Source organism: Collinsella sp. AF08-23 (assembly GCF_003479805.1).
Classification (GTDB): Bacteria; Actinomycetota; Coriobacteriia; order Coriobacteriales; family Coriobacteriaceae; genus Collinsella.
In genome coordinates, this window is the sequence record NZ_QUHV01000008.1 from 24,723 (window position 1) to 45,318 (window position 20,596).

Sequence of the window (20,596 nt, forward strand, 5' to 3'; positions counted from 1 at the left end):
ACAGGATTATGGAACCGTTCGATTACGCCGCTTACATCGCCGATATCCCGGATTACCCTGAGCCCGGCGTCGTATTCAAAGACATCACGCCGCTCTTTGCCGACCCCGTGGCCATGCGCCATACCGTCGAGGACATTGCCAATCATTTCAAAGACGCGGGCGTCACTAAAGTGGTCGGACCCGAGGCGCGTGGCTTCATGATTGGCGTACCCGTTGCCCTCGAGCTTGGAGCCGGGTTCATTCCCGCACGCAAACCGGGCAAGCTGCCCCGCGAGACCTACTCGGTGAGCTATGAGCTCGAGTACGGAACCGATACCCTTGAGATTCATAAAGACGCCATTCAGCCCGGTGACCGCGTGCTTATCGTAGACGATTTGATTGCGACCGGCGGTACCGCGGCGGCGGCCGGAAAACTTGTGCAAGATGTGGCGGCCGAGCTAATAGGGTATGCTTGTATCTTGGAGCTATCGTTCCTCGATCCTCGCAAGACGCTTGCGACTGCGGGAGATCAAGAGCTGTACAGCCTCATTCAGGTATCGTAACGAACGCGCGCCTTGCCGCTCGTATCGAGGAGTTTTCATATGACGCACTCTAAACGCAGCCTTACCGCACGTCGTGCCATCGTCGCCGGTCTTTCCGGCATCGTTCTTATGTCCGGCGTTCCCACGTTCGCCTTCGCCGACACTGAGTCTGATCTTGCAGCGGCCCGCGAACAGCTCGAGGAGATTGGACGTCAGACAGAAGAGATCACCAATCGTCTTTCTGAGCTCACGTACTCCCTTGAGGAGACTCGCGGTCAGATCGATGAGACGAACAATGAGATTGCGGAGCGCCAGCAGCTGCTTTCCACGTTCGTCTCCTCTGAATACAAAGGCGGTCTTGCCGGACTGATCGAGATTGTGCTTTCCTCGACGTCCTTTGATCAGTTCGTCTCGAGTGTGACGTACATGAACAAGGTGGCGAACACGCAGGCCGAGACCATAGCAGAGGTTAAGACCCTCAAGGAGGAGCTTGATACCAAGCAAGCCGAGCAAGAGGAGAACGTCAAGGAAACTCAGGCGAAGGTCGATGAGCTCAACGCGCAGCGCGCTGAGGCCGCGTCGGTCGTGAGCTCGCTCGACGCAAAACTCCAGGAAGAGCTTGCCGCCGAGGCGGCCGCAAACGCTGCCCTCCAACAGGGGCTTAACGCGAGCCAGGGCGACCAGATCGATGACGTCCAGAACGTCGATACGCCCTCCAACAACAATACGGACCAGGGTGGCGGAACCAACACCAACAACTCCAACAATACGCCCGCTCCCACACCTTCGCCTGCGCCGACACCGGAGCCCGATCCCGAGCCCAACTATGTTCCGAGCACCGGTAACGCCATCGTCGATCGTGCATGGAGTTGGGTTGGCAAGGCTGAATATGTATGGGGAGGGTGCGCTCCCGGCCAGTTCGACTGCTCCGGCTTTGTGAGCTACTGCCTCACTGGTCAATACCGTCGTCTTGGTACCACCAATACGTTCATGGGCTGGCCGCAGGTGAGCAATCCCCAGCCGGGAGATGTGTGCGTCAATTGGGGTCACACCGGCATTTATATCGGTAACGGACAGATGATCCACGCGGCCACCTATGGCGTCGGCGTCGTCGTCGGCCCTGTCCAGGCTGGTATGATCTACGTTCGCTACTAACATCTCGAACAATGCACGTGGACGGCGGAGGGGGAGTGCTCCTTCCGCCGTCTCTCTATACCGGACATTCGTCATACAACGCGAAAGGATTCATACATGTCATGGGCTCTCATAGCGGACTCCAGCTGTAATCTACGCGCATACCAACCCGCAACGGCGGATTGCGCCTTTGCGTTGGCTCCGCTCAAAATCGTAGTTGCAGGCGAGGAATACGCTGACGATGCCTTCCTCGATGTTGCCACGCTCAACCATCGGGTGGCCGCCGAGCCCTCCGCATCGGGTAGTTCATGTCCGAGTGCAGGGGAGTGGGCGGAATTGTTCCGCTTGGCGGACAATGTTATTGCCATCACCATCTCGGCGAACCTTTCCGGCAGTTTCGAGGCCGCTCAAATGGGTCGCAATCTCGTGATGGATGAATATGCCCGCGACCATGATGGTCAAATCGCTGGGAAGAACATCTTCGTTCTCGACTCAAAGGCTGCCGGAGGAAAGCTCGAGCTTATCGTTCAACTTCTAGATAGGTACCTAACGAATAATCCTGATGCTACATTTGACCAGGCAGTATCGTATGCTGAACAGCTACAGGCAAGCTCTCAGGTGCTCTTTTCGCTGAGCAGTTACGAGAATCTCACGAAAAATGGACGCATGCCCAAAGTCGTCGGAGCCCTCGCCAGCGGTCTTTCCATCCGCATGCTCGGTACTGCGAGTGCTCAGGGGACGATCAAGGTCGTAGCACCAACGCGTGGTGACAAGAAAACGTACCGCAAGATCATCGAAACCATGCGTGCTGATGGGTATCGTGGCGGCATGGTCTATATCGACCATGTTTTCAATGAGGACGGTGCCTCGGCACTCAAGGATGCGATTGTTACCGAGTGGCCTCATGCCGAGGTGTTCGTCTTACCCTGTGGCGGCCTATGTTCGTACTACGCCGAAAAGACCGGCCTGATCATTGGGTACGAATGGGCGCACCGTCTTTGACATCATCAACAGACGAAAGCGAGAACCCCCGCAACGCGCGGGGGTTCTTTATTTAGATCGTCATCTACTTTACATAATATATATTATCGTAATTCTGAATAATGTATCACATACTCAGACCGAGAGACACACCATTACGACCAAACCCGATTAGATCCTGCCAGACTCCTCGAGGTAAGCATAGGCGGACATGGCCGCAATGGCACCGTCAGCCGCCGCGGTGATGACCTGTCGCAAGGACTTGGAACGCATATCGCCAGCGCAGAATAATCCGGGAGTCTTCGTTGCCATTGATTCATCGGTAACGACGCCACCGTCTGAACCAAGGTCAACATAGGGAGCTACGATTTGGGTAGCCGGATCATGGCCGACGGCGACAAATATGCCAACCGAGCCTTCGTCGAACATCTCGGCGTGCGTCTCTCCCGTGGCATTGTCTCTCAATACGATGCGGTTGATAAACGTCGAACCGCTCACTTCGATAATACTAGTTTGGTACCTAATGGTAATGTTGTCACGCGTGAGAAGTCGCTCTACCATGCCCCGTGGAGCCCGGAATACATCGCGTCTCACGACAAGTTCAACGTGCTCGGCGATATTGGAGAGATACATTGCCTCCTCAACAGCGGAATTGCCGCCACCGATGATAAAGACGTGCTTTCCGCGATAGAACATTCCATCACAGGTGGCGCAATACGATACTCCCCTTCCGCGGAACTCATCCTCACCTACGAAGCCTCCAAGTCGGGGCGTAGCTCCGGTCGCCACGATAAGCGCAGGGGCTTCGAGCTGCTCCATATCGGTGTTGACGATGAACATGTCATCTTTGCGGTCGATCGACGAGACCGATCCGTACGTGGACTGAGCGCCTGCATGCTCGGCGTGCTCCTGCATCTTCTGGCCAAGTTCGGCCCCCGAGCAACTGCCTAATCCGGGGTAGTTGTCAATGATATCTGAGGTGGCAATCTGTCCGCCAGCCATCCCATGCTCGACAACCAGAACGTCTAGGCTGGCTCGTGCGGCGTAGAGGGCAGCGGAATAGCCTGCGGGACCTCCACCGACGATGATGAGGTCTTTCGTGGAATCCATAGCCGGTACATCCTTTCGGTACGTCGTTTCTTTGCTCTTACCCGATTGCGCCGAGCTCTTGCAGGGCGGGACGTACAATGCTGTTAGCAAGCAACCAGGGAGACGCCCACATGACAACTGAACGCCTCGACAATCTTGGCGATAACGTGCCGCTCAATTCCCGGGGGACGGTATCACCGGCAAGCGAAGCCCCACGGCCCGTTATTACCATTATGCATGCCTCGGTAGGTTCCGGACATCGCGCGGCAGCCATGGCAATCGCACAGGCGGTGGAAAACATGCGGGGTGCACATGGCGTACCCGATGATGTTGAAGTTGATGTCCTCGACGTACTCGATTTTGGGCGCATCAAATTCGACGGTAACAAAACTGCGGCGGCGTTCACGGGCGCCACGAGGCCCATCTACGATGTTACGTGGCGCTATACGCTCACGGGCAGATTGCTCTGGGGCGGTGGATCGGCGTGGTCCAGAATCATGTTCCACTCATTTAACGACTATGTGACTGAGAAGCGACCCCTTGCCGTCATTTGCACACACATCACCGCCGCAAATACCGCCGTTGGAGCCCGCATGATGACAGGTGTGGAGTTTCCCGTCGTCTGCGTCCCCACCGATTACGAGATAGAGGGTTGGTGGCCACACAAGGAAACCGACCTCTTTTGCGTCGCGACCGAGTTCATGGCGGAGACGCTCCGCCCACGAAAGGTGCCCGAGCGCTGCATTGAGGTCACGGGTATACCCATCAGACCGGGATTCAACGATCTACGCGATCGTGAGCACGATTGCGAGACGTTCGGGGTGCCAAGCGACAAGACCTTGGTGCTGGTCATGGCAGGTGCCGCCCTACCCCAGCCGTATGTGCGATTCCGGGCGGCCATGGAGGAGACGCTTCCCTACCTGCGCAGCTTCGAGAGTATGCACTTCGTGTTCCTGCCGGGTAAGGACATTGCCTACGCGAAGCACCTGCGCTCTGTGTTCGAGGGCATGAAGCTTCCCAACGTCACCGTACTCGATTACGTGGACGACATGGCGGCCCTCATGCGGACCTGCGATCTGGCGATTCTCAAGTCCGGCGGACTTACCGTGACGGAGTGTCTGTGCGCCGAGCTGCCGATGATCTTGCTTGGAAAATCGTATGGGCAGGAGAAGGCGAACACGACGATGCTCACGTCTTTCGGCGCGAGCATGCATGCTACCACCTCACGCGAGCTCATCATGCAGTTGAGGCATCTCCATGATAATTCAGAGGCGCTCCACGGTCTCCTCGTCAACGCTGGCGCACTCCGCCGTCCCAATGCCGCACAGGACATCGTTTGCAGCACGATGCGGCTGGTCGGCGTGCCGTGTGATCGCGAGCAACATTTCGCTGAATTCTACTGGGGTGGAAAACCCGCGCATATACGGTAGAAAGATGCCCTCGCGGACAAATGACCGCGAGGGCATCTTGTATTGACGCATAAAGCCTTCTACGTGCTTACCGCATTTCTACACGAGCAGGAAGTACGCAAGGAACGCGGCGGCGGCGACCCACATGAGCGGACGAATCTTCTTGAGGTTGCCCGTCACGGCGGCAACGACCACGTAGGCGATGAAGCCAAGACCGATGCCGTTGGAAATCGAATAGGTGAACGGGATACCGACGATGATCATGAAGGTCGGGAAGCCCTCGAGGATGTCCGACCAGTCGACCTCGGTGACCTCGCTCATCATCAAAAAGCCGACGTACACGAGGGCGCCACAGGTGGCGGCGGAGCTGATGCAGCTGATAACCGGGGAGAAGAATGCGGCGAGCAGGAAGAGAACGCCTGCCGTCACGGAAGTAAGTCCGGAGCGACCGCCGTCGGCAGCGCCGGAGGCAGACTCAACGAACGTGGTGATGGAAGATGCGCCGAACACGCCACCCGCAGCTGCAGCCACGGAGTCGACGATGAGGATGGGCTTGATGTCCTCAACCTTGCCATCCTCGGTGAGGAACTCGCCCTGCTTGGCAACGGCCATGGCGGTGCCCATGGTGTCGAAGAAGTCGCTCATCATGAGCGAGAAGGCAAAGAGGAGCAAGGCGGGAGTGGTGAGGGCCTTGACGACGCCCATGACGCCATCGGCGTCCGCCATGAACGGGGCGCCGAAGGTGGAGAAATCGAGCGGAGCGACGATGCTCGAGGGAGCAGCGGTCACGCCGAGCGGAATGCCGAGGACAGAAGCGATGACGATGCCCCACAGCAAGGCGCCCTTCACGTTCATGGAAGAGAGGACGACGGTGGCGACGATGGAGATGAGGCCGACGAGGAAGACCGGGTCGGTCACCTTGCCGAGGGCGACCATGGTGGCCTCGTTGGCGACGATGATGCCGCCATCCTTAAGGCCGATCATCGCGATGAAGAGGCCGAGGCCGATAGAGATGCCGTGACGCAGGGACCCGGGAATGGCATCCATGATGGCCTCGCGGAGACCGCACAGCACGAGCAGCAAGATGGCGATACCCTCGATGAAGATGATAGCCATGGCAGTCTGCCAACCGAGTCCCATGGCTCCGCAGAGCGTGTACGCGACGATGGAGTTGATGCCCATGCCCGAGGCGCAGGCGAGCGGACGGTTCGCGATGAGGCCCATCGCGATCGTCATGACCGCGGCACCGATGCACGTGGCGGTCACCGCGGCGGCGACGGGAACGCCACCGGCGGAGAGGATGAGCGGGTTCACGACGATGATGTAAGACATCGCCAGGAACGTGGTCAGTCCCGCACGCAGCTCAGTGGCCACGTCGGACTTGCGCTCCCCCAACTTGAAAAACTGGTCCATAGATAATTCCCCCTATACGACTGGACCGACTATTTCGAACCGCTCGACCCGAAACCGCCGCTACCGCGATCGGTCTCGTCGAGTTCGTCGACCTCTGTAAGGTGCACGACGGGCACCTGCTGGATGACGAGCTGGGCGATACGCTCTCCCCGCTCGATGTGAATGGTCTGCTGGGAATCAAGGTTCACGGCGATGACCTTAAGTTCACCGCGATAGTGGGCATCAATGAGCCCCGGGGTGTTGGCGATAGTGAGACCGCGCTTGAGAGCCATACCGCTCCTGGGCTGAACAAACCCGGCGTACCCATCCGGAATTGAGATGGCAAGGCCAGTGGGGATGAGGACGCGCTCGAAGGGCGCGATGTCGACGCTCTCATTGGCACGCAGGTCCAAGCCCGCATCACCCTCATATGCATAAGCGGGTAACTCGACGGTTGGATCCAGGCGCTTGACGTTCACGTTCAACATGGACATGTAATCACCTCAGCTTATCGAGTTCGGATAGGAACTCATCGATGTCTTGGAAGTCACGATACACGGACGCGAATCGGATGTAGGCGACCTTATCGATCTTCTCGAGGCGCTTGAGGACCATATCGCCAATATCATGGGAGCTGACAGCCGAACGCGCCCCGCCCCTCAGTTCCAGTTCGATGTCATCAATGAGCGCGTTGAGCTGCGTGAGATCGATGTCGCGTTTGGAAGTTGCACGCATAAGTCCCACGAGCAGCTTATTGCGGTCGAAAGGCTGCGTGGTTCCATCGCTCTTCAGCACCTCGATGGGGTCCTCGCATCGTTCGAATGTGGTGAACCGGTATCCGCACGATCGGCATTCACGACGACGTTTGATGGCGTTCGAGGAATCCTGCATACGCGAATCTATCACACGCGTGTCATCATGGCCGCACTTCGGACACCGCATGGCATCGTCTCCCCTCACATCCGACAACTTCGCTAGGATACCACGCGTTGAGGGCCGTAATGCTAGAAACACAAGATATGGTGAGATGTAATAGTCTAGCCCGCAGAGGGAACGACCAACTCCATGCCAGGGTGAAGCGAAGCGCTGGTAAGTCCGTTCCAGTCCCTCATGACCTCGACGGCTTCTTCGATTGCGAGCCCATCCACGGGGTTGTCCTCCGCGATGCTCCACAATGACTCTCCGGCAGAGACCGTTACATTTTTAGACGTCAGCGTGTCGACGAAGGCCGCATGACTCGCATTCCGAGCCTGGAAAACTGTGGACAGGATGGAAGCACACGCTACGATCAAGACCAATGACGCGACGCCGAAGAGGATAAAGCGAGACCGCGATGAAGGTGCCGGACGATCCCGCGCATAGACATCGGGTGCGGCAACCTGGAAGTGACCGGGCTGGATGTGTGAAACAGTCGACACGCCGCCAGAGACGACGCTTAAGGCTGGTGTGGAGGGTCGGTCCAACGTGAGGGCCAGGGATCCGTAGGTAAACGATGTGGAAGTCATATTCGCTCCTCCCGCTCTGCATCTTGTCGCCTTTGGTTATATCGAGCCGTGCGGACAAAACTTCTGGCACAAGAACGAGTGTTCGTGTATTATTATCTTCGAACAGTTGTTCTTGTCAAGAGAAATGCGAACAGATGTTTGTATTGAGAGGAGCGGTTATGGCCCGCAAGATCACGAAGCGTCAGCAGCAGATCTACGACTTCATCCGTTCATATCAAAAGGAGAAGGGCTATCCCCCGAGCGTTCGAGAGATGGCCGCCGCCGTCGGCCTCTCCTCCCCTTCCACCGTTCATGCCCATTTGAGCGCGCTTGAAGATCTCGGGCTCATCAAGCGCGACGCGACAAAGCCGCGCGCCCTCGAGGTGTTCAACTCGGACGGGTCGTCGGTCAAGCTCGATGAGGTCAAGGAAGTCACCACGCGCGGTACGGTTTCACTGCCGCTCGTGGGTCGCGTCGCCGCTGGGCTGCCCATTCTGGCCGAGCAAAACGTCGAGGATACCTTCACCCTTCCCACGGAGATCGCGACCGATTCGTGCTCCTTCATCCTTGAGGTCCACGGTGATTCTATGATCAACGTTGGCATCTACAACGGGGACTACATCGTGGTGCGTGAGCAAAAAAGCGCCATGAACGGGGAAATAGTCGTCGCCATGATCGACGGGGAAGCGACCGTCAAGACGTTCTACAAGGAACGTGGGCGCGTACGTCTACAGCCGGAAAACGATTCCATGGAACCCATCTACGCCGACAACCCCACCATCTTGGGTAAAGTCGTCGCGCTCATGCGTCGATTCTAGACATCGCATGCGCCATGATGCAGAACGAGCCGTCGCATCATGAGAATAATCGTAGTGCAAGCGTTGGTGAACGCGTGCTTCGACGAGCTTCTCGGTGCCGTCATCATTTTTATCCCCTCATACCGTTTAGCCTGCTCTACACGGCGAGTGCTACGTTGGCACGGTCTTGGCAACAAAAGGCCGTACGTACCCAAATTGGATGCACCGTGAACATATCCCGATATTGGCGTGGATGGGAAGGCATTCGTTAATCATCTATGCAACGCACCAAATACTGCTGCTGATGGTGTTCGAGACTGTGTTTCAGTGAGGTCGACCGTCCGACGACAACACGATGCTATTCCGTTCGAAATGGCTGTAGACGCGCCGCGATACGTGCAGGAACACGGCAGACCATGCTGACATGATCATCGAAAAAAGCCTCCGAAAGCACCTGCCCCTGCTTGCGGATCGCGGCAATTAAGGCGCCCTCGCGATATGGAATCTCACATGAGACGAGAGCATCAGATGCAGCGGCCTCACGTGCGATTCTCGTTTGCAGGTCCTGCAAACCTTCGCCCGTGAGCGCGGAGAAGAACACCGCATCGGGGAAACGCCTCTTCAACGCTTCGATATGATCGGAATCGAGCAGATCGATCTTGTTGAACACCGTTACCGCGGAACATGCTCCCGCTCCAACCTCTCTAAGAACATGCTCGACCGCATCGATTTGCCGGTGGCGGTCATCATCTGAGATGTCAACGACTTTAAGGATGAGATCGGAGTCGCGAACCTCCGATAAAGTCGATTTGAAAGCCTCAACGAGTCCATGTGGGAGTTTTTGGATAAATCCCACGGTGTCGGTGATCGTAATGGCGCGCCCACCGGGAAGTTCATATGAACGCGTCGTTGGATCGAGCGTCGCGAACAGCTTATCCTGGGCAAGCACATCAGAGCCCGTCAGACGATTCAGCACGGTCGACTTTCCGGCATTCGTGTATCCGGCAAGAGCCACCCGGAAAGCAGGAGAGTTCGCTCGCCACTTTGATTGAACCGCTCGGCGTTTTTCAAGCTCCTTGAGCTCATGGCGAAGCGCGGAGATGCGATTGCGAATCATGCGACGATCGACCTCGAGTTGGGTCTCGCCTTGACCAAAGCGGCTACCGATGCCGCCACGGGTCTGCTCCTTGGCAAGATGGCTCCACATGCCGCGAAGACGTGGGAGCAGATACTGGAGCTGGGCAAGTTGCACTTGCAAGCGTCCCTCACGCGTTCTGGCATGGAGGCCGAAGATGTCGAGGATCAAGGCCGTGCGGTCGATGATCTTGACGGGTTCACCAAGGGCACGTTCCAGATATGATTGCTGAGATGGACTCAAGTCATCGTCGAAGATGACGACATCGGCATCGAGGCGGTTGACGAATCCGCGAAGCTCCTCCACTTTCCCAGATCCGATATACGATTTGGGAATCGGCCGATCGAGCTTTTGGGTCAAGCGCGCTACGACCGTGGCGCCCGCGGTATCCGCAAGACGCTCCAGTTCGTCGAGCGACCTATCGATGGGCCAGGCGTTATCACGCCAATCGACTCCCATGAGGATCGCACGCTCAGGAACAGGAGCCGTGGAGACAGGATCAAAACGGCTCATCCGTGCATTGCCTCCGAGAGAATGAATTCAACGGCACCCGCAAGTCCCCGCTCGTCCATGTCGATCCAACGCATGCGCACATCACGGCGACACCAAGCGAGTTGACGCTTGGCGTACCTGCGTGAACGACGTTTGATAAGATCAATTGCCTCATCCAGAGTGCACGCGCCATCGATGTAATCGATGATTTCCTTATAACCGATCGCTTGACGCGACGTAAGGGATTCGCGCGCCCCCTCCTCCAAAAGCCGCTCAACCTCAGCAAGAAGGCCTTGTTCCATCATAAGATCGACGCGGCGATCGATGCGTTCGTATAAGCGCTCGCGATCCATGGAGAGTGCATATGTGACGTGGGGAAATGCTTCACGGGGGTGCGAAAAGCCAGATGCCTTCTCAGCATAGGAAACTCCCTCGTCCGCCATTTCAAGTGCGCGAATCACGCGCTTGACGTTGTGCGGATGAATCACCGCGGCGCTCTTTGGGTCACGGCGAAACAAAAGAGCGTGGAGGCCCTCGTCTCCCAGCTCCTCATGAAGGGCAAGGTAGGAGGCGCGGCGGTCATCGTCGATCTTTCCTTTGGGAAACTCCATGACGTCGAGAGCCGCCCTCAAATACAGCCCGGTGCCTCCGCAAAAAACCGGAGTGCGTCCGTCCTCCTGAAGCCGTGCTATCTCTGCGCGAGCGTCGCGTTGATACAGCGCAGCGGAATATGATTCACTCGCGCCAACGAGGTCGATGAGGCGGAGGGGAACCAATCGCTCCGATACGGGCGTCTTGGCCGTACCGATATCCATGTTGCGATACACCTGCATGGCATCGGCAGAAAGGACCTCGGTGTGCAGGGCACGAGCAACGCGGTCGGCAACGGCGCTCTTCCCCACCGCCGTGGGCCCGGTGATGGCAATGATGGGGCTCATCGTGGCTCGCTCGTGGACAACCCGGAAAGATACCAGGTGCGTGCCACATCGATGTGAACGTCGAGCACTTTACCGACGAGTTCACGCGGATCGACGCCATCTGGAACGGGGCAGTGAACCGTTTGGTTCCAGGGACTCTTGCCCTGCAAAACGCGATCGTTCTTCTTCGAAGTTCCCTCTATCAACATGGGAACCGTGGTGTCGAGTGCATGCTGGTTATACTCGAACGCGGTACGCTCGACATGCTTGACCAGACGATCGAAACGCTTCTGGATAACGGACCTCGGCGTGGGGTCAACGATCTTGGCGGCGGGCGTGCCATCGCGTTTGGAGTAGATGAAGGTGAAGGCTTGCGCAAACCGGGCCTCATCCACGAGCGTTACCGTTTGCTCGAAATCTTCATCAGTCTCACCGGGGAATCCGACGATGATATCGGTTGTAAGCGCGATATGGGGAATACGATCGCGCACGCGATGCACGAGGTCGAGATATTGCTCACGCGTGTACTTCCTATTCATGAGCTTGAGTATGCGCGAGGAACCGGACTGCACGGCAAGGTGCAGCTGCGGCATGACGGCGGGAACCTCCGCCATCGCATCGATGGTCTCGGGCAGCAAATCCTTGGGATGCGATGAGGTGAAATAGATACGCTCAATGCCCGTGTCACCCACACGACGGAGAAGTTCGGCAAAGCGCGGCGCGGAACCTTGGTCGCGTCCATAGGAGTTAACGTTTTGCCCCAGCAGGGTCACCGAACGCACCCCTTGACGCACCAGACCGGTGACTTCATCGACGACTTCGTCCATCGGACGGCTCTTCTCGCGCCCGCGCACATAAGGAACGATGCAATAACTGCAGAAATTGTTACATCCCGTCATGATGGGAACCCACGCATGATAGGCAGTCTCGCGATGCCAGGGCATATCGGTGGCAGAGCCCGTGTCGATTTCCTCAACGCGGACATGGCGGGAACCGTCAATAAAAGCGTCAGCGAGAAGTTCGCCCACATGAGCGATTGAATGGGTTCCGAAGATGACGTCGACGTTATCGAGATTGGTGAGAAGACCCTCGCCATCACGCTGGGCGATGCAGCCGCCCACCGCGACCACACGATGCCCGCTCGGCGACTTAGGAAGGCTCTTGCAAGAGGAGCACTGGCCGTACAGACGCGTATCCGCCGCCTCGCGCACGCAACACGTCATGAAAATGACGATATCGGCATCCTCGGGTCCGCTCGCCTGAAGGCAGCCGAGCGAGTCGAGCAACCCGCCCACGCGCTCGGAGTCATGGAGGTTCATCTGACAGCCGAAGGTGCGGATGAAATACGTCTTACCGGAGAGGATGGAGAGGTCAGTCATGAGCAAACCTGCTTACAATCGTCGGAGAAATCGAACGCGTCGGCGTTGGAGATCGAGATGTGATGCACATACACGGAGAGCCTGATGGCCGTGCGGGATTCACCGTTGATGAGGATGTCGGAGAAAACGGGGGCACAGGAGATGTCAAAACCCGTAGGTATCAAAAAGCCCCGCGCGATTGCCATGGCCTTGATAGCCTGGTTGACGGCGCCCGCTCCGACGCATTGCATATTGACGGGAACGCCATCTTTAACCATGCCCGCAATGGCACCCGCAACCGAGGCGGGTGACGACTTACTCGAGACCTTGAGGAATTCCATGTGCGTTTCTCCAGCGTATAAAGTGCATTTAGTCAGATTGATTGCAAAGATACCGCAGGGCAGGACGAAGGGCAAGCAGGTGGACCGTCAGGTCTCATCCTTGCCGATATCGAAGGTGACGGTAATGCGATCGCGCGTAACCCGGATCTTGGGATCGTGTACGAGCGTGAGGTAATAGCGAGACGCGAGTTCCGAGAACTCCCTCTCCATGCTGCGCGAGAATGAGGCAAGGTCATCCTGGGCGATTTTAAGGCCTCGCCTGTCGCGAGCAAGATCGACCGGTGCCGGAGTGTGAGCGGAGTCCGTCTTCTCACGTAATAGGCGCGAAGCGACGCTACGAAGAGAGGGGATCGAGCCGCCGAGAATGCGATGAGCAGTTCGCTCGGAGATCTCGATGCCAACAGATGCTGCGATACGTATGAAATCTGACGCGTCGGCGGCACAGGCCAACCGGTCAACGACCGGGAGACGATCCTCGGAATCGATGAAGAGAAGTCGCGTAGTATCCACGCGCGAAAGTGCGTGGGCGTACAGCGTCGCGGCGATCTCAGTCGGAGAGCCAAGATAGACATCGCAGTCGTGTAACTCTTCACAGGCGAACTCGCAAACCGCGCGGGCGATGTTGTGGGGGCCACGCACACATGCAAGGACACCTTGCTCGTCTTTTGCGGTCTGGGGCCATGTCGACTGATCGGCGCGCTCGGGAAGCGTGTTGGTATCGGCGACAATGCAGAAGGAGGATCCGAGGTTCACTCCGGAAGCAACCACGCGGGAAGACCGGGTGTTCTGGCGAATGGAGAAGAGGGCCATACCGCGACCATGAACGCCCCATCGGTCCATTTTCATGGACTCGAGCTTTGACGTGACGCGAGCGTCGAAGATTCGTTCCCGCATCTCAGTGGGGACACCGGAACCATCGTCGAGGAAAAGGAGGGTGCGAGCACCCTCCTCCTTCATAGTAGCGACGTAAATCGACTTGGCACCTGCATCACGGGCATTGCGAAGCATCTCGACGACGATGTCCTCAACATGCTGGATATCGTGCTTCGCCTGGCGACGCTCCGCTTCGGAAACCCGCAGGCGCACGAAGCCATCACCGAGATTCTCCTCAACACGAAGATTGCCCTCTCCCGACATGGAGGCGATAAATGAGATGAGGTCGTTACCGTCTGCCATAAGGTTCAGCCTACTTGGCGATATCAATGGCGCGGCTCTCGCGGATCACGACAACGCGAACCTGGCCGGGATACTCCATCTCCTCTTCGATCTGCTGGGCGATGTCGTGAGCCAAGACAGTCGATTCGGCGTCGGAGACCTTGTCGGGCTGGACCATAACGTGGATCTCGCGGCCCGCCTGCATGGCGTAAGTGCGCTCGACGCCGTCATGAGAGTTGGCGATCTCCTCCAGCTTCTCAAGACGCTTGATGTAGTTCTCAGCGGATTCACGGCGTGCCCCAGGGCGAGACGCCGAAATGGCGTCACCTGCCTGAACGAGGACGTCGAGGACCGTATTGGGATCGGTATCGCCATGATGTGCCTCGATGGCGTGGACGATCGCGGGCTTCTCGCCGTAACGGCGCGCGAGCTCGGCGCCGATAACCGCGTGCGGGCCCTCAACCTCGTGGTCGATGGCTTTGCCCAGGTCGTGCAACAGACCGGCACGCTTAGCGGTCAGGACATCGACGCCGAGTTCTGCGGCCATGATGGCGCACAGATCGGCGACCTCGAGCGAATGGCGCAGCACGTTTTGTCCAAAGGACGTGCGGTAGCGAAGGGCACCGAGCGTCTTGACGATCTCGGGATGCAGGTCGTGAATGCCCATGTCGAAGGCAGCCTGCTCGCCTGCCTCGCGCACACGCTGCTGAACGAGGTCTGCGGCTTTCTGGTACATCTCCTCGATACGGGCCGGATGAATGCGGCCATCGGCGATGAGATTCTCCAGTGCCACGCGTGCCGTCTCACGACGAACGGGATCGAAGCTGGAGAGTACGACGGTTTCAGGCGTATCGTCAATGACGAGATTGACGCCGGACACCTGCTCGAACGTACGGATATTGCGGCCCTCGCGGCCAATGATGCGGCCCTTGAGGTCATCAGAGGGAATGTGCACAGACGTGACCGTCACCTCTGCGGTGTGGTCGGAAGCGCAACGCTGGATGGCGAGAGAAATGATTTCCTGAGCGGTCTTATGGCACTCGGCCTTGACCTTCTGCTCGGACTCGCGAATGATCGTAGCGGCCTCATGCGTGACCTCGCCGCGGACCTTGTCGAGCAGCTCGGCATGCGCGTCATCGCGCGTGAGCTCCGAGATACGCTCAAGCTCACTTGTCTGGCGAGCGAAGAGTTCCTCAAGCTCACGGGAGCGCTTGTCGATTTGGCCCTGCTGGCTGGAAAGCTGATGCTCGCGCTTGTCGAGGGCGTCGTTGCGCCGATCAAGGGACTCCTCACGCTGCATTACGCGGTTTTCCAGAACGCGAATCTCCTTTTTGCGCTGGGCGTCCTCTGCCTCGGCGGCCTGCTTGCTCTGGAGGATCTCCTCCTTGGCTTCGAGCAGGGCCTCTTTCTTGAGGGTCTCGGCGGTGCGCTTGGCATCGGCGACGACCTGCTCGGCCTCGCTGTGCGCGCTCTGGATCTTTGACTCTGCCTCGCGAACGCTGCCGTTCTTGGAGTTGCGCATGACCATGACGGCCACAACGACACCAAGAATAAGGCAGACGGCGCCGACGAGTATGGACTCAACGGGCATGACGACTCCTTAAAGTGATTCAAGTGCGAAAACCAACGCCGGCAAAAGCACGACGCGGGACATTTGCAGGATATGGTCCACCAAAGGGGATATGAAATCGTTCCGATAGAAGATATCGTCAATCTCATCACCGAGGATGAGCGCATAGCAAACAAATGACGTATCTATCCTACGTTGAAGCAGGGGAATTGTCAAAAGCGTGCTCAGTCTTCGGCATCCATTCGCAGACGAGCGGCGCAGGCGGCGACGGAGTAGGAGAAGCCCTTACCCATGAGGTGCCGAACGAGCTTTTCGAAGGCACGCGCTTCGGGTATGGTTTTGCGTTCCAAAAGCCCGAGGGCGCGCTCGACATCGTCCTCTTCGGAAAAGAACTCGTCGGGGTAGCCAGGGATATCATCGCGCGAAACACCACGGAGCGAAAGCTCTCGTTCTATCTTGGACCTCCCCCACCCGCGCCGTTTGCGTTCCTCGATGAAATACATGGCGAAGCGGGCATCATTGACGTATCTGAGCTGTGACGCACGCTCGATGCATGCATCGATCTCCTCATCGCGATACCCGTAGAGCTTCAACTTGTCACGCAGCTCGCCCGTTGCGTAATCGCGACGAGAGAGCATTTCGGTCATGAGCGTAAAGCAGACGCGCCGCCCAAGATCGTGGATGGCATCGAAGGCTTGGTCTTCCTCAAGGGGAAGCGCAATGGGATCACCCATGAGAATCCGACCCACGCGAACGGGGACGACAATCTCACGCGTGCTCCCATTCTCCATATGGCAATGCACTTCCGCCATGGGCTTTCTTGGTGAAAACGAACTCGAGGCGCGCTTTCGATCGGGAAGGCGCACCTCGATATCGGTCATAAGCAATGACATGTGGGGGCGCTACATGGCCTCGGGGGCGTCATGGACATCCCCGTCTTGCTCAACAATTGTTCCCACGGGCTCATCCTCGAACTCAAGTCCACACATAACGCGAACCTTATGATCGAGCTCATTCATGAGCTCAGGGTTCTTGCGGAGCTTATCTTTTGCGGCTTCGCGGCCTTGACCCAGACGATCGCCATCATAGGTATACCAGGCACCTGACTTGCTGACGATCTCATATTGGACCGCCATATCCAAAACGGAGCCCTCTTTGGAGATGCCGGTTCCATACATGATGTCGAACTCGGCGGTGCGGAACGGCGCGGCGACCTTGTTCTTCACGACCTTGGCACGCACACGGTTGCCCACGATCTCATCTTTGACCTTGATACTCTCGATACGACGGATATCGATGCGAACACTCGAGAAGAACTTGAGCGCGCGACCACCCGTCGTCGTCTCAGGATTACCAAACATGACGCCGATTTTCTCGCGCAACTGATTGATGAAGATGCACGTCGTGTTCGACTTCGCAAGGGAGCCTGCGAGCTTACGCAGAGCCTGGCTCATCAGACGCGCTTGCAAGCCAACCGTGGTCTCACCGATCTCGCCCTCGATCTCGGCACGCGGCACGAGCGCGGCGACGGAGTCGATGACCACGACGTCGATCGCACCCGAGCGAACGAGCATGTCGCAGATTTCAAGTGCCTGCTCGCCCGTATCGGGCTGAGATATCAGAACCTCGTCGATATCGACGCCGATGCGCGCGGCGTACGTGGGATCGAGAGCGTGCTCGGCGTCGATGAACGCGGCAACGCCGCCCATCGCCTGCGCTTCGGCGAGAATCTCAAGGGATAGCGTGGTCTTACCGGAAGATTCGGGACCGTATATCTCCACGATGCGTCCGCGCGGAACGCCTCCGATGCCCAAAGCGGCATCGAGCGCGAGGGCACCCGTCGGGATCGCCTCCACCTCGAGTTCGGGACCCCCGTCCCCATACCGCATAATGGAGCCATCTCCAAATTTTTTCACGATCTCAGCCTTGGTGACCTCGATCATCTTCTCACGCTCTTTGCCCGTGGTGCGCTCGTGGATCACGCGCGCCGGCCCTGAGTTCTTGGCCATTGATCCTCCTTGATGTTGTATGGTTTGATAGTACGCGAACGGATGTTCGTGGTCAATACCATCTGAGGAAATCATATGCGGTGCATCCGACAGATCGCAGGGCATGTTCCGACTGCGGCCTGACACGAAATGGCGTGACTTCTCACAACGGCAGGTAGGGCAGTGCGACCAGACGTCAACTCGAGGCTATGGGCAGTCAAAAGACCTCGTAATTCACATATACGAGCAGCAGTTAATCAACTCATCCAGCGCAAAAAGCGCGGCACGTGCGCGTACCTCATTGCGGTCGCCCTCGAACGAACAGCGCACACAGCGTGTCGCCCCGCGATCGTATACTCCGATATATACGGTACCGGCGGGGTCGTCCTCGGTTCCCCCACCGGGGCCGGCATACCCCGTAAGGCTGACAGCAATATCCGCATCGAAAAGGGACCGGGCACCTTCCGCCATCGCGCGGGCGCACGGTTCGCTCACGGCCGTGAACTCCTTGAGCACCTCGCAGGGAACGCCCAACACGCGATGCTTGACCTCATCGCAATACGTGACCGCGCCACCGCGAAGCACGGTGCTGGCACCGGGTATCCCCGCGATGCTCGAGGCGACCATGCCCGCCGTGCACGACTCGGCCGTCGCGACCGTCACACCCCGCACGGTCGCCTTCTCAACCAATTCTTGAGCACGGTCGACGATTTCTCGATCCAGCGTGAGTCTATCCATGACCCTTCCTTTCGATGACGAAGGATCGCCCATGCGATTCGCCCCGCGCCCACAAGAGGGCACAGGGCGAATCACATCAAATCTTAGACAGCAGTCCTACACGCGGAAAATCACGTGGCGGGCGTTCCAGAAGTACTGGGCACCCGAAACGACCGTGAGTACCACGGCAGCTACCATTGTGGCCCTGGCAACAATCTGGACTATGAGGGAGACCTGCGAAACACCAGCCGGAGAGGTCCAGAACGTCAGAGCGATGGCAAGCAGGTAGGCGCACAGTGACACCATGGTAACGGCGGTCTTCCATTTACCGAGCTTATCCGCGGCGATGACCTCGCCGTTGGCGCTCGCCACCATACGAAGGGCGCTGACCAAGAATTCACGCAGCAAGATGATGAAGACGAACCACACATTCACGAAGCCGTGCTCCAGCAAGATAAGAAGCGCGGAGAACACGAGGAGCTTGTCCGCGATGGGATCGAGGAACTTACCGAAATCGGTAACCTCGCCGCGCTTGCGAGCCAAATCGCCGTCGACCTTGTCGGTGGCACTCAAAATCAGGTATAGAGCGAACGCGAAAAATGCCCAGGTGGCAGCAGCGGTCGAAGCGGAACCGTTAGACCCCTGCATGGCGCTGAACGAAGCCTCGCTCGCGATCATGAACAGCGGTATGAACACGATGCGCACGCAGGTGATGACATTGGCGGGCGTCCAGATGCTCGTGATCTCCTTGCCCTTGGCGTTTACGGCCATGCGCTACTCCTCAACGACCTCTCCGACGAGCTCATAGCAGAAACTGTCGGTAAACCTTACCTTTAGAATATCGCCCACGGCAGCCTCGGACACCTCGAGATGGACCGCGCCATCGGAGTCGGGGGCCTGGAACCACGCGTGGCCGATGAGCTCGGGGCCTTCATCGGTCTCCTCGATACCATCGACGATGACCTCGGCGACCTCGCCCACACGCGCAGCGGTCGCGGCAAAGCCGAGAGACTCGGCAAGGTCCATGGCAGCCTGCGTGCGCTCGAGCTTAATGTCTTCGGGAACCTGGCCTTCCATCTTCGCAGCGCGCGTACCTTCCTCGGGCGAATACGGAAAAACGCTCGTGTAATCAAAGCCCTCTCGGTCCATGAAGGCGAGCATCTCCTCAGCCTCCTCGTCGGTCTCACCAGGGAAGCCGACCAAGCTTGTGGTGCGGATGACCATGCCGGGAATCTGGGAGCGCAACGTTGCGAACAACTTGGAAAGCTCTTCCGTCGAGCCGCTCCGGTGCATCGCCTTCAGAATGCGCGCATTGCAGTGCTGCACGGGAATATCGATGTACGGCAAGATCTCGGGCGTATCGCGAATGGCGGCAACGAGCTCATCCGTCATCCCCTCGGGCTGCAGATAGAGCACGCGCACCCAAACATGATGGGGACGAACAGCCTCTGCGACGGCGACCATGAGCTGGGCCAAGTTGGCAGGCCCTTCGACCTCTCCCGTAAAATCGCTCCCCCAGATGCCCGTATCCTGGCCAATCAGTACGATCTCGCGCACACCGCCCGCAACGAGGTCGCGAACTTCGGCGAGAATGCTCTCAGCCGTACGAGAGTTGTACCGACCGCGGATATAGGGAATCGCGCAGAAGCTGCAGAAGCGATCGCAGCCATCGGAGATCTTGACGTAGGCGACGGCGCTCTCCACCGTGCGCTTGACCGTAGGAATGAACGGAAGCGAATCGCGCTCGATGCCAAGGACTTCGTCCATGACAGCGACGATTCCGTCCTCCTCATCGGTGCGGACGAACGCGGCAACCTCCGGCAGCTCTTCGGGAAGCTCGTCGCCGTATCGAGAGGGAACGCAGCCGCACATGACGATCCTCGTGTCGCGGACGCCATCGGCGACATCCTCGGCGAGCGCCAACGTGGTCTCAATGCTCTCAGACGTGGCCGAAGCGAGGAACGAGCACGTGTTGATGATGACCGCATCGGCGTCTGCGGCCTCGAACACCTCCTCGTAGCCCGCACCGTTTAAAAGCGAACGCATACGGTCGGTGTCGACTTCGTTCTTGGCGCAGCCGAGCGTGATGTAAAGAAGAGAGGCGTGAGCCATCACA

22 protein-coding genes are annotated in these 20,596 nt (G+C 58.1%); 6 read left to right on the forward strand and 16 right to left on the reverse strand.

Going from position 1 to position 20,596, the window contains the following annotated elements; all coding sequences use genetic code 11:
- Positions 1-8: 8 nt before the first annotated feature.
- The 3 genes from DWV48_RS05700 (at position 9) to DWV48_RS05710 (ending at position 2,657) form a co-directional block, all read left to right on the forward strand.
- Positions 9-542 carry an adenine phosphoribosyltransferase gene (locus DWV48_RS05700; protein WP_118653864.1) on the forward strand — a complete coding sequence of 178 codons (534 nt, stop codon included), beginning with the start codon at positions 9-11 and terminating at the stop codon, positions 540-542.
- 39 nt (positions 543-581) lie between these two features.
- On the forward strand, positions 582-1,676 hold the full coding sequence (locus DWV48_RS05705) for an NlpC/P60 family protein (RefSeq protein ID WP_118653865.1): 1,095 nt from the start codon (positions 582-584) through the stop codon (positions 1,674-1,676).
- A gap of 96 nt (positions 1,677-1,772) precedes the next feature.
- Positions 1,773-2,657 carry a DegV family protein gene (locus tag DWV48_RS05710; RefSeq protein WP_118653866.1) on the forward strand — a complete coding sequence of 295 codons (885 nt, stop codon included), beginning with the start codon at positions 1,773-1,775 and terminating at the stop codon, positions 2,655-2,657.
- A gap of 150 nt (positions 2,658-2,807) precedes the next feature.
- Here the strand turns inward: DWV48_RS05710 and DWV48_RS05715 are convergent, their stop codons facing one another.
- A complete protein-coding gene (locus DWV48_RS05715) occupies positions 2,808-3,746 on the reverse strand; it encodes an NAD(P)/FAD-dependent oxidoreductase (RefSeq protein ID WP_118653867.1) in 939 nt (312 codons plus the stop codon).
- 212 nt (positions 3,747-3,958) lie between these two features.
- Here DWV48_RS05715 and DWV48_RS05720 point away from each other — a divergent pair, with 212 nt between their 5' ends.
- Complete coding sequence (locus tag DWV48_RS05720) at positions 3,959-5,155, forward strand: glycosyltransferase (protein WP_255413662.1); 1,197 nt, start codon at positions 3,959-3,961, stop codon at positions 5,153-5,155.
- 78 nt (positions 5,156-5,233) lie between these two features.
- Here DWV48_RS05720 and DWV48_RS05725 read toward each other — a convergent pair whose 3' ends face one another.
- The 4 genes from DWV48_RS05725 to DWV48_RS05740 all read right to left on the reverse strand — a co-directional run bounded on the left by DWV48_RS05725 (position 5,234) and on the right by DWV48_RS05740 (position 8,031).
- Positions 5,234-6,547 (reverse strand): NCS2 family permease, encoded by a 1,314-nt coding sequence (locus tag DWV48_RS05725; protein ID WP_118653869.1) that lies wholly within the window; start codon positions 6,545-6,547, stop codon positions 5,234-5,236.
- A 29-nt stretch (positions 6,548-6,576) separates the two neighbouring features.
- The gene (gene dut / locus DWV48_RS05730) at positions 6,577-7,020 is read right to left on the reverse strand and encodes a dUTP diphosphatase (protein ID WP_118653870.1); all 444 of its coding nucleotides are present in this window, start codon (positions 7,018-7,020) and stop codon (positions 6,577-6,579) included.
- 4 nt (positions 7,021-7,024) lie between these two features.
- Positions 7,025-7,468, reverse strand: a complete 444-nt coding sequence (gene nrdR, locus DWV48_RS05735) for a transcriptional regulator NrdR (protein WP_118653871.1) — start codon at positions 7,466-7,468, stop codon at positions 7,025-7,027.
- Positions 7,469-7,563: 95 nt separating this feature from the next.
- The gene (locus tag DWV48_RS05740; RefSeq protein ID WP_118653872.1) at positions 7,564-8,031 is read right to left on the reverse strand and encodes a LysM peptidoglycan-binding domain-containing protein; all 468 of its coding nucleotides are present in this window, start codon (positions 8,029-8,031) and stop codon (positions 7,564-7,566) included.
- A gap of 158 nt (positions 8,032-8,189) precedes the next feature.
- Between DWV48_RS05740 and lexA the strand changes: the two genes are divergently transcribed.
- Together lexA and DWV48_RS09515 are read left to right on the forward strand one after the other, a co-directional pair.
- A complete protein-coding gene (gene lexA / locus DWV48_RS05745; protein ID WP_118653873.1) occupies positions 8,190-8,828 on the forward strand; it encodes a transcriptional repressor LexA in 639 nt (212 codons plus the stop codon).
- A 166-nt stretch (positions 8,829-8,994) separates the two neighbouring features.
- On the forward strand, positions 8,995-9,138 hold the full coding sequence (locus tag DWV48_RS09515) for a heparan-alpha-glucosaminide N-acetyltransferase domain-containing protein (protein WP_147352847.1): 144 nt from the start codon (positions 8,995-8,997) through the stop codon (positions 9,136-9,138).
- A 27-nt stretch (positions 9,139-9,165) separates the two neighbouring features.
- On the opposite strand, the gene hflX is transcribed toward DWV48_RS09515, so the two are convergent.
- From hflX to rimO, 11 genes are all read right to left on the reverse strand, one after another.
- Positions 9,166-10,455, reverse strand: a complete 1,290-nt coding sequence (gene hflX / locus DWV48_RS05755) for a GTPase HflX (RefSeq protein WP_118653875.1) — start codon at positions 10,453-10,455, stop codon at positions 9,166-9,168.
- A complete protein-coding gene (gene miaA, locus DWV48_RS05760) occupies positions 10,452-11,372 on the reverse strand; it encodes a tRNA (adenosine(37)-N6)-dimethylallyltransferase MiaA (protein ID WP_118653876.1) in 921 nt (306 codons plus the stop codon). The genes hflX and miaA overlap by 4 nt, the downstream gene beginning before the upstream one ends.
- Positions 11,369-12,730, reverse strand: coding sequence for a tRNA (N6-isopentenyl adenosine(37)-C2)-methylthiotransferase MiaB (miaB, locus tag DWV48_RS05765; RefSeq protein WP_118653877.1), 1,362 nt, complete (start codon positions 12,728-12,730; stop codon positions 11,369-11,371). Before miaB ends, miaA begins: the two co-directional genes overlap by 4 nt.
- Complete coding sequence (locus DWV48_RS05770; RefSeq protein ID WP_118653878.1) at positions 12,727-13,050, reverse strand: stage V sporulation protein S; 324 nt, start codon at positions 13,048-13,050, stop codon at positions 12,727-12,729. Before DWV48_RS05770 ends, miaB begins: the two co-directional genes overlap by 4 nt.
- An 87-nt stretch (positions 13,051-13,137) precedes the next feature.
- Entirely contained in the window at positions 13,138-14,226 is a 1,089-nt protein-coding gene (locus DWV48_RS05775) for an ATP-binding protein (RefSeq protein WP_118653879.1), read from the reverse strand.
- Between the two features lie 10 nt (positions 14,227-14,236).
- Entirely contained in the window at positions 14,237-15,796 is a 1,560-nt protein-coding gene (rny, locus tag DWV48_RS05780) for a ribonuclease Y (protein WP_118653880.1), read from the reverse strand.
- A 203-nt stretch (positions 15,797-15,999) separates the two neighbouring features.
- Positions 16,000-16,587, reverse strand: a complete 588-nt coding sequence (locus DWV48_RS05785) for a regulatory protein RecX (RefSeq protein ID WP_233546188.1) — start codon at positions 16,585-16,587, stop codon at positions 16,000-16,002.
- A gap of 90 nt (positions 16,588-16,677) precedes the next feature.
- The gene (gene recA / locus DWV48_RS05790) at positions 16,678-17,784 is read right to left on the reverse strand and encodes a recombinase RecA (RefSeq protein WP_118653882.1); all 1,107 of its coding nucleotides are present in this window, start codon (positions 17,782-17,784) and stop codon (positions 16,678-16,680) included.
- 213 nt (positions 17,785-17,997) lie between these two features.
- The gene (locus tag DWV48_RS05795; protein ID WP_118653883.1) at positions 17,998-18,501 is read right to left on the reverse strand and encodes a CinA family protein; all 504 of its coding nucleotides are present in this window, start codon (positions 18,499-18,501) and stop codon (positions 17,998-18,000) included.
- Between the two features lie 96 nt (positions 18,502-18,597).
- The gene (gene pgsA, locus DWV48_RS05800) at positions 18,598-19,251 is read right to left on the reverse strand and encodes a CDP-diacylglycerol--glycerol-3-phosphate 3-phosphatidyltransferase (RefSeq protein WP_118653884.1); all 654 of its coding nucleotides are present in this window, start codon (positions 19,249-19,251) and stop codon (positions 18,598-18,600) included.
- Positions 19,252-19,254: 3 nt separating this feature from the next.
- Complete coding sequence (rimO, locus tag DWV48_RS05805; protein ID WP_118653885.1) at positions 19,255-20,592, reverse strand: 30S ribosomal protein S12 methylthiotransferase RimO; 1,338 nt, start codon at positions 20,590-20,592, stop codon at positions 19,255-19,257.
- Positions 20,593-20,596 lie beyond the last annotated feature (4 nt).